The sequence below is a fragment of the Plantactinospora endophytica genome (genome assembly GCF_016862915.1).
Classification (GTDB): domain Bacteria; phylum Actinomycetota; class Actinomycetes; order Mycobacteriales; family Micromonosporaceae; genus Plantactinospora; species Plantactinospora endophytica.
Map to the genome: position 1 here is coordinate 327,873 of NZ_BONW01000041.1, position 8,257 is coordinate 336,129.

Annotated in this window: 9 protein-coding genes and 2 tRNA genes; 7 read left to right on the forward strand and 4 right to left on the reverse strand. The window is 67.6% G+C overall.

Annotation, left to right across the window (positions count from 1 at the left end):
• Positions 1–2 precede the first annotated feature (2 nt).
• The gene (locus tag Pen02_RS34995) at positions 3–233 is read right to left on the reverse strand and encodes a GntR family transcriptional regulator (protein ID WP_203870446.1); all 231 of its coding nucleotides are present in this window, start codon (positions 231–233) and stop codon (positions 3–5) included.
• A gap of 350 nt (positions 234–583) precedes the next feature.
• Between Pen02_RS34995 and Pen02_RS35000 the strand changes: the two genes are divergently transcribed.
• Positions 584–775 (forward strand): hypothetical protein, encoded by a 192-nt coding sequence (locus tag Pen02_RS35000; protein ID WP_203870447.1) that lies wholly within the window; start codon positions 584–586, stop codon positions 773–775.
• Between the two features lie 247 nt (positions 776–1,022).
• On the opposite strand, the gene Pen02_RS35005 is transcribed toward Pen02_RS35000, so the two are convergent.
• Together Pen02_RS35005 and Pen02_RS35010 are read right to left on the reverse strand one after the other, a co-directional pair.
• On the reverse strand, positions 1,023–1,472 hold the full coding sequence (locus Pen02_RS35005; protein ID WP_203870448.1) for a hypothetical protein: 450 nt from the start codon (positions 1,470–1,472) through the stop codon (positions 1,023–1,025).
• A 212-nt stretch (positions 1,473–1,684) separates the two neighbouring features.
• Positions 1,685–1,758 (reverse strand) — tRNA-Gly (locus Pen02_RS35010).
• 240 nt (positions 1,759–1,998) lie between these two features.
• Here Pen02_RS35010 and Pen02_RS35015 point away from each other — a divergent pair.
• The 6 genes from Pen02_RS35015 (at position 1,999) to Pen02_RS35040 (ending at position 7,495) form a co-directional block, all read left to right on the forward strand.
• Positions 1,999–2,072 (forward strand) — tRNA-Pro (locus Pen02_RS35015).
• Positions 2,073–2,199: 127 nt separating this feature from the next.
• A complete protein-coding gene (gene tig, locus Pen02_RS35020) occupies positions 2,200–3,564 on the forward strand; it encodes a trigger factor (protein WP_203870449.1) in 1,365 nt (454 codons plus the stop codon).
• A gap of 207 nt (positions 3,565–3,771) precedes the next feature.
• A complete protein-coding gene (locus tag Pen02_RS35025; RefSeq protein ID WP_275413640.1) occupies positions 3,772–4,416 on the forward strand; it encodes an ATP-dependent Clp protease proteolytic subunit in 645 nt (214 codons plus the stop codon).
• 11 nt (positions 4,417–4,427) lie between these two features.
• On the forward strand, positions 4,428–5,096 hold the full coding sequence (locus tag Pen02_RS35030; RefSeq protein WP_101367584.1) for an ATP-dependent Clp protease proteolytic subunit: 669 nt from the start codon (positions 4,428–4,430) through the stop codon (positions 5,094–5,096).
• A 219-nt stretch (positions 5,097–5,315) separates the two neighbouring features.
• Positions 5,316–6,608 carry an ATP-dependent Clp protease ATP-binding subunit ClpX gene (clpX, locus tag Pen02_RS35035; protein WP_203870451.1) on the forward strand — a complete coding sequence of 431 codons (1,293 nt, stop codon included), beginning with the start codon at positions 5,316–5,318 and terminating at the stop codon, positions 6,606–6,608.
• Positions 6,609–6,697: 89 nt separating this feature from the next.
• Complete coding sequence (locus Pen02_RS35040) at positions 6,698–7,495, forward strand: carbon-nitrogen hydrolase family protein (protein WP_203870452.1); 798 nt, start codon at positions 6,698–6,700, stop codon at positions 7,493–7,495.
• Between the two features lie 47 nt (positions 7,496–7,542).
• Here Pen02_RS35040 and Pen02_RS35045 read toward each other — a convergent pair whose 3' ends face one another.
• Positions 7,543–7,767, reverse strand: a complete 225-nt coding sequence (locus Pen02_RS35045; RefSeq protein ID WP_203870453.1) for a hypothetical protein — start codon at positions 7,765–7,767, stop codon at positions 7,543–7,545.
• Positions 7,768–8,257: the final 490 nt, after the last annotated feature.

An 8,257-nucleotide genomic window follows, 5' to 3' on the forward strand; every position in this document is an offset into this window, starting at 1 on the left:
CCCTACTTGCGCCGGACGTAGCTGCCTCGCTGCGGCATCGTGACGATCAGTCCGCGCTCGCGGAGCAGCTTCAGCGCAGCCCGTACCGTGCCGCGAGCCACTCCGTACTGCTGCTGGATGTGCGCCTCGCTGGGCAGTAGTTGCCCTGGCTCCAACTCGCCGTCCTCAATGCGCTTCGCGAGCAGGTCCGCGAGCTGCACGTAGAACGGCGTCGGCGACATCTCGTCGATCATGACTACAACCTAGAAGACGATCTAGGCGTACAGATCAGCCGGTACGACCTGTACGAGGTGAACATGTCGTATGAGCTAGACGTATTACACGTATAAAGCTAGGGTCCGGACCAGGGGATACGCCCATGGCGCGAGGAGATGATCTCTGTGGGTCCGATCCCGCATCGTCCTGTTCGGAAGTTCTGGCGCCCGTGGCGGGTCCGGTGTGCCTGCGGCTGGCCGTACTACCCATGCTTCAACGTTCGGCCGATGGGGGTCCGGTCCCGTCCGGACGGCACTCGATGGGCACCCGAGGCGGGTCGCCGGACGACTCGCCGGACTACGGCCACTACGGACCTGATGTCCGCGTAATGGCTGCCGTACTGGTCGTGGACGTGCATCGGCTCGGCGGGTGCTGGCGCTGCGAGCCGGACGGGCTCTGCCCGCTGCTTCGCAGGGCGGTGCTGACCATCGTGCAGTACCGACGACACCGCAAGACCCTCTACCGGACAGCAGGCCCGCCCCGGCCCATCCCGGAGGACGGCACCGATGTCTTCGGATGACATCGAGCCACTGCCAGAGCGAGAGCCCAGCCTCTACCCGCTGCGTGACCCTGGCCCGGTGCCGATCCCGGAAGAGGTCGAGCGCGCCGAGATGAGGTCCGTCCTGCTCCGACACCGCCTGGTCAACCAGGTCTGCCGGGCATGCGGAAACCCTCCGGACCACACGGGATACTGCTGGGCCGGCAGAGTCGCCTACGAACGTTTGGCGTCCGGCTGGAACCGCAAGGAGTGAGAAGCGGAGAAATCTTCAGGCTCGGTCAAGCAGGAACGCGCTTGGGCCATAGCTGATTTTCCAGTCCTCGTAGATGCCAAGCCCACCACAGGTCAGGCAACGGAGCCCGACGAAGACCCACCGGACATCCCCGTCCTCACGCAGCGAGTACCCGACGGCAGCCGCGAACTCTTCACTGCCGCACGGGCAGGCGCAGTAGCACTCGAGCTCGGTGTCGTCGTCCCAGTACTCCTCGCTGTCGGCGATGAACTCGTGCTGCCCGCATGTGAGGCAGGTCCGCCGAGCAGCGTTCTCCTCTTCCATGACGGCTACCTCGAACGACCGGCCCCCGCACGAGCGGCACACACACTCGCGTACGGCCTGGACTGGGTACCCACCGGGATCAGGCTGTTGGAGGAAAGCGGCGAGGTCATCGAACGTCGACCCGCGCTTGCCGAGCCCTGGCGGCGTCGGTTCGTCATGCACGAGGGGAAGATACGGGGAACGTCGATGCGCTGGGGGTATCGGAGTCGCTTGCCGTGAGTGCCCCGACCCCGATGGTCTGGAGACTGTCCGCAGCCAGCCGGCCCACCGGCGTGGACCACCGATGGCACGCGGACGGCCCACAAGATCGACAACGGCGGGAAACGAAACGACCCAGGCTCGGCGATCATGCCGCTGACCTGGGCCGGAACACTTGGAGCGGGCGACGAGAATCGAACTCGCACCGTCAGTTTGGAAGACTGAAGCTCTGCCATTGAGCTACGCCCGCGCTCGCCCCGATCAATCCAGGGCACGACCGACAGCCTAACGGGTCGCCCCGCTCCCCGGATACCGGCACCCCGCCGCAGCGCCGCCCACCTCTCACACCACCCACCCGAACAGGGTCAATACCGGAAAGATCAGCTCCCCGCGTACCCCTGGACCAAGCTGGTCCGGGACGACACGGCGGCCGGGTGCGGAGACCGGGCGGGCGCGACCCTGACCGGACGGCATACACTCTTCTCCGCCACGGGGTGTGGCGCAGCTTGGTAGCGCACTCGCTTTGGGAGCGAGGGGCCGTGGGTTCAAATCCCGCCACCCCGACTGTCGCCTGCGGTGCGGGGTGAGCCTTGCCACCCCGCGCCGTCCGACGCATTCGCCGGCTCGCCTACACTCGATGGGCTGAACACCGGCCCAGAATAAAGATCGAGATCCGTCAAGGAGTACGCCTGTGAAGAGCACCGTCGAGACTCTGAGCCCGACGCGCGTGCGGCTCGCCATCGAGGTGCCGTTCGTCGAGCTCGAGCCGAGCCTCAAGAAGGCGTACCGGGAGATCGCCTCGCAGGTCAACGTCCCGGGTTTCCGGCGGGGGAAGGTGCCGTCGGCCGTGATCGACCAGCGGGTCGGCCGGGGCACGGTGCTCAACGAGGCCGTGCAGGACGCCATCCCGGAGAACATCCTCGCCGCGGTCCGTGAGCACGACGTGAAGACGCTGGGCCGGCCCGAGGTCGAGATCACCGAGTTCAACGACGGTGACGCGCTGAAGTTCACCGCCGAGGTCGACGTCCGCCCCGAGATCACGCTGCCCGACCTGTCCACCGTCGAGGTGACCGTCGACGAGCTGCAGATCGACGAGAGCGAGATCGACGCCCAGGTCGGCAGCCTGCGGGAGCGGTTCGCCACGCTCAAGACGGTCGAGCGGGCCGCCCAGGAGGGCGACTACGTGCAGATCGACCTGGCGGCGACCGTCGACGGCGAGGAGGTGCCGGGCGGCTCGGCCACCAACATCTCCCACGAGGTCGGCAGCAAGCAGCTCCTGCCGGGGCTGGACGAGGTGCTGGTCGGCCTTTCGGCGAGCGACTCGACCACCTTCCAGACCCAGCTCGTCGGCGGCGACTTCGCCGGCCGCGACGCCGACGTCTCGGTGACGGTCCGCACCGTCAAGGAGAAGGAACTCCCCCCGCTCGACGACGATTTCGCCCAGCTCGCGAGCGAGTTCGACACCCTCGACGAGCTGCGTGGCGACATCCGGGAGCGGGTCAGCCGGTCGAAGAAGGTCGAGCAGATCTACGCCGCCCGGGACCGCGCCCTGGAGCAGATCGTGGCCGCCGCCGACGTACCGGCCCCGGAGGGGGTCGTGCGCGAGGAGGTCGAGCACCGCAAGCAGGCCATGGTCGACCAGCTCGAGCGGATCGGCGCCTCCCTGGAGGAATACCTGACCTCCGAGGAGAAGACCGAGGAGCAGATCGACGCCGAGCTGAAGGACGCGGCCACCGAGGGGGTCAAGATCCAGCTTCTGCTGGACACCCTGGCCGACGCCGAGCAGGTGCAGGTCTCCGACGACGAGTTCGGTCACGAGATCGTGCACCGGGCGCAGCGGGCCGGGATGGCTCCGCAGCAGTACTACGACCAGCTCGTCCGGTCCGGTGCGGCCGGCGCGGTCTTCGGCGACGTCCGACGCGGCAAGGCCCTGGCCATGGTGATGGAGCGGATCAAGATCACCGACTCGGCCGGCAACACGATCAGCATGGACGAGCTGCGTGCCGCGAGTGGCGAGGAGCACGACCACCAGCACGACCACGACCACGAGCACTGAGCCGCGCGGGGACGCGACCGCCGGGCCCGGACGCCACGCACCGGGCCCGACCGGCCAAAACCCCATCGGGTACGCCCCGGCGGTCAGCGCGCCGCTGCCGTACCGCCGGCAACTGCGCTGTTAGCGAACAGTGCCCGGACCGGGACGTTACGACCCCGGTCAGCGGTTAGTGTCGGGCGTAAGACGCACGGAGAGCGAAGGGCTGCCATGACTGGTTCAGACTTCTCAGCTATGCCCCTGCGGGTGACCGAAGCCCGAGGTGCGGACGCACTTGGTGGCAACCTTGACGACTCGGTCTACAACCGGCTGCTCAAGGAGCGGATCATCTTCCTTGGTAGCGAGGTGACCGACCAGGTCGCCAACCGCATCTGCGCACAGCTGCTGCTACTCGCCGCGGAGGACCCCAGCCGCGACATCAACCTGTGGATCAACTCGCCGGGTGGCTCGGTCTACTCCGGCATGGCGATCTACGACACCATGCAATTCATCGACAACGACGTCTCCACGGTCGCCATGGGCATGGCCGCCTCGATGGGCCAGTTGCTGCTCTGCGCCGGCACCAAGGGCAAGCGCTACGCCCTGCCGCACGCGCGGATCATGATGCACCAGCCGTCCGGCGGCATGGGCGGTACCGCCTCCGACATCGCCATCCAGGCCGAGCAGATGCTCTACACCAAGCGGATGTTCCAGGAGCGGGTGGCCTTCCACACCGGCCAGGAGCAGGGCCAGATCGAGGCGGACTCGGACCGGGACCGTTGGTTCACCGCCAACGAGGCCAAGGACTACGGCTTCATCGACAAGGTGATCACCGGGGCCGCGCAGGTTCCGGAAGGCGCCGGGACCCTGAGCTGAGGAGCGGAACGATGACTGACCCGACCCTGCTGGCCGGTGGCGGCTTCCAGCCCGTGCACAACCGGTACGTCCTGCCCTCCTTCGTCGAGCGCACCTCGTACGGCGTCAAGGAGTCAAACCCCTACAACAAGCTCTTCGAGGACCGGATCATCTTCCTCGGCGTGCAGGTGGACGACGCGTCGGCCAACGACGTGATGGCCCAGTTGCTGACGCTGGAGGGCACCGACCCGGACCGCGACATCATCATGTACATCAACTCGCCCGGCGGCTCGTTCACGGCCATGACGGCGATCTACGACACGATGCAGTACGTCCGGCCGGACATCCAGACCGTCTGCCTCGGTCAGGCGGCCAGCGCCGCTGCCGTACTGCTCGCCGCCGGTACGCCCGGTAAGCGCATGGCGCTGCCGAACTCCCGGATCATCATCCACCAGCCGGCCACCGAGGGCGGCTACGGGCAGGGCTCGGACATCGAGATCCAGGCCCGGGAGATCCTCCGGATGCGTACCCAGCTCGAGGAGATGCTCTCCCGACACTCCAACCAGCCGATCGAACGAGTCCGTCGTGATATCGACCGTGACAAGTTCATGACTGCCGAGGAGTCCCGGGAATACGGCCTGGTCGACACCATCCTGACCAGCCGAAAGAAGGGCCTGCTCGCGGCGAACGCCTCGAGCTGATCATCTTGGGTCAGAGGCCGGCCGGGCCGCTGTGCGGGGGCCGGCCTCTGACACACCCGTTTTGGGGGTCGGAGAAACCCCGTGCAGCGGGTAACGTCGGTTCTGCACCGCCCACCGCCGGTCGGGACCGGCCGGCGAACACGACCGACGGGGCATACCGTCCGCAGGCCAGCGCCTCTGGGAAGAACAGGCTGGCCGATGAGCGCAGGGAGAACGTAGGTGGCACGGATCGGCGACGGCGGCGACCTACTGAAGTGCTCCTTCTGCGGTAAGTCGCAGAAGCAGGTCAAGAAGCTCATCGCGGGCCCCGGGGTCTACATCTGTGACGAGTGCATAGACCTCTGCAACGAGATCATCGAAGAGGAGCTGGCCGAGTCCGGCGAGGTGAAGTGGGAAGAGCTTCCCAAGCCGATGGAGATCTGCCAGTTCCTCGACCAGTACGTCGTCGGTCAGGACCAGGCGAAGAAGGCCCTCGCGGTAGCGGTCTACAACCACTACAAGCGGATCCAGGCCGAGTCCGCCAGCGGGCCCGGTTCGGGCGACGGCGTGGAGCTGTCGAAGTCCAACATCCTGCTGATCGGTCCGACCGGGTGTGGCAAGACACACCTGGCCCAGACCCTCGCCCGGATGCTGAACGTGCCGTTCGCCATCGCCGACGCGACCGCGTTGACCGAGGCCGGCTACGTCGGCGAGGACGTCGAGAACATCCTGCTCAAGCTGATCCAGGCTGCCGACTACGACATCAAGCGGGCCGAGACCGGGATTATCTACATCGACGAGGTCGACAAGATCGCCCGTAAGTCGGAGAACCCGTCGATCACCCGGGACGTCTCCGGCGAGGGCGTGCAGCAGGCGCTGCTCAAGATCCTGGAAGGCACGGTGGCGAACGTGCCGCCGCAGGGCGGCCGGAAACACCCGCACCAGGAGTTCATCCAGATCGACACCACAAACGTGCTGTTCATCTGCGGTGGCGCCTTCGCCGGGCTGGACCAGATCATCGAGGCCCGGACGGGCCAGGGCGGGCTCGGCTTCGGGGCCCACCTCCGTTCGGTCTCCGAGCGCTCGACCGACGACATCTTCGGCCGGGTCATGCCGGAGGACATGCTCAAGTTCGGTCTGATCCCCGAGTTCATCGGCCGGCTGCCGGTGATCACCAACGTCCGGAGCCTCAACCGGGAGGCGCTGGTCCGGATCCTCACCGAGCCCCGCAACGCGCTTGTCCGGCAATACCAACGCCTCTTCGAGCTCGACGGCGTGGAGCTGGAGTTCGAGCAGGCGGCGTTGGAGGCGATCGCCGACCAGGCCATGCTCCGGGGGACCGGCGCCCGAGGGCTGCGCGCCATCCTCGAAGAGGTCCTCCTCTCGGTGATGTACGAGGTGCCCAGCAACCCGAACGCGGCCCGTGTCCTGATCACCCGTGGCGTCGTACTGGAGAACGTCAACCCGACGATCGTGCCGCGCGAGTTCACCGGACGCCGGGCCCGCCGCGAGCGTGAGGAACGCTCGGCCTGACGGTCTGCACAGCCTGAGAGCCTGCGGAGGGCCGCCCGGGTGGCCAGCGCAGTCTGGCCACTCGGAGACCGTCGCCGTAGGCTCTCGGCATGCGCGTCGCCGTCTGTCAGCTCAACGCCCGCGACGACCGGAAGGCCAACCTGGCCGCCGCCGGCGAGCTGCTCGGTCGGGCCGCAGCCGCCGGGGCGGATCTGGCGATTCTTCCGGAGTACGTCGACTATCTCGGCCCGTCGCGCGGTCTGCCGGCCCCCGAGCGGGTCGACGGCGAGTTCGCCGAGTTCTTTGCCGAGGCGGCCCGGCAGCACGGCATGTGGGTGCACGCCGGCTCGTTCCACGAGATCGGCCCGGATCCGGAGCACACCTACAACACCTCGCTGGTCTTCGACCGCTCCGGCGCGCTCGCCGCGACGTACCGGAAGATCCACCTCTACGACGTGGAGATCCCCGGCCGCGTCTCCTACCTCGAATCCAAGTCTGTCGCCGCCGGCTCCGCGCCGGTCACCGTCGAGATCGAGGGGGTACGCGTCGGCCTGTCGATCTGTTACGACCTGCGCTTTCCCGAGCTGTACCGGCAGTTGGCCGTCGCCGGGGAGGCCCAACTCCTGGTGGTGCCCGCCGCGTTCATGCTGCATACCGGTCGGGACCACTGGGAGGTGCTGTTGCGCGCCCGGGCGATCGAGAACCAGTGCTACGTGGCGGCGGCCGGTCAGATCGGTGACCACGATCCCGGCCGTACCTGTTTCGGGCGCAGCATGGTGATCGACCCCTGGGGGACGGTACTCGGCCAGGCGCCCGACACGGTCGGGACCGTCGTCGCCGACCTCGACCTCGACCGGCTGCGCGAGATCCGCACCGAGCTGCCCAGCCTGGCCAACCGCCGGCTCTGACGGCGGTGCCGGCCGTCGTCAGGTGATCGGGCTTCTGCCAGGAAGGTTCATTGCAGCAGCATGCCGACGACGGCGAGTCCGATGATCGCCGAGGCGGTGACCAACAGTCCGGTGGTCATCCGGGACGGGCCACGGCGGGCCAGCCGGCGTACCGAGACGATCACGGCCAGCAGGACGAGACCACCGATCACGAGTTGCCAGAAGGGCAGCAGGAGCGCGGTGAAGCTGTCCTGCGCGAGGGTGACGTCTGTGGAGCTCGCTGACGCGGCCATGGTTGCCACTCTGACACGCCTGGCCGGCTCTGACACGGACAACCGCGGCACGGTCGGGTCACAGCGGTACGGGAGGGAGGAGTACGTCGATTTGCGCCCAGCGGGCCGGCCGCGTAACTTTCTCTCTGCGCGCGGCGCACCGGACGAAAAGGCCGGGCCGCGAGCACCCCGATCTTCCGGAGGGTGTGAGCCGGACGGAGAGCGGGGCCGGGTGGTGTGCTCGACCGGATGACATTCAGGTTGAGATTGCGAGACCAACCGGGTAGAGTACCTGAAGCCGGCAGGAGCCGGGCGGATGGGCCGCGAGCGGCCATCGGCCGGTCTGCGGGCCTCCCCCGACAGAAGCGACCACCGTCCTTCGGTGTGCGTGAGTACGGGGAAACCACTCGAGCAAGCAACTAGCCCGAAGTTGGGGCTTGACACTGCGAGGTCGAGCGGGTAGGTTGGGCAAGTTGCCCCGAGGGCGATCTTCCTGGTGGAGTTCGCGTTC